This window comes from Streptomyces blattellae (assembly GCF_009709555.1).
GTDB classification, from domain to species: domain Bacteria; phylum Actinomycetota; class Actinomycetes; order Streptomycetales; family Streptomycetaceae; genus Streptomyces; species Streptomyces blattellae.
Genome location: NZ_WJBG01000065.1, coordinates 1 through 484, shown reverse-complemented (window position 1 = coordinate 484; position 484 = coordinate 1). Strand labels below are relative to the sequence as shown.

Genomic DNA, 484 nt, shown 5'->3' with positions numbered 1-484 from the left:
GAGGATTTCGGAGACGGGGTAGCGGGATTCCCGGCGTACCGCCATGAAGATCCGGGGCATCACCGGGAAATGGAACGCCATATGGCATTCATCGCCGCCCGACGCGTAGTCGCCGAAGTAGTCGACGACGTCCTCCGGCCACTGGTTCGCCTCCGCCAGCAGCACCGTGTCCGGATAGTGGGCGTCGATCTCCTTCCGTACCCGTTTGAGGAATTCATGGGTCGCCGGAAGGTTCTCGCAGTTGGTGCCCTCCTGCTGGTACAGATACGGCACCGCGTCCAGCCGGAAGCCGTCGATACCGAGGTCCAGCCAGAACCGCAGTGCGGAGATCATCTCCTCCTGGACGGCCGGGTTCTCGTAGTTGAGGTCTGGCTGGTGGGAGAAGAAACGGTGCCAGTAGTACTGCTTGCGGACGGGGTCAAAGGTCCAGTTGGAGGCCTCGGTGTCGACGAAGATGATCCGGGCGTCCTGGAACTGCTTGTCG

The 484-nt window shown here is 62.2% G+C and carries 1 protein-coding gene; it reads right to left on the bottom strand.

The features are described from left to right. Window positions 1-484, bottom strand: a 484-nt coding sequence (locus tag GFH49_RS01465) for an alpha-amylase family glycosyl hydrolase (RefSeq protein WP_268867459.1), incomplete at both ends; no start/stop codon positions are given.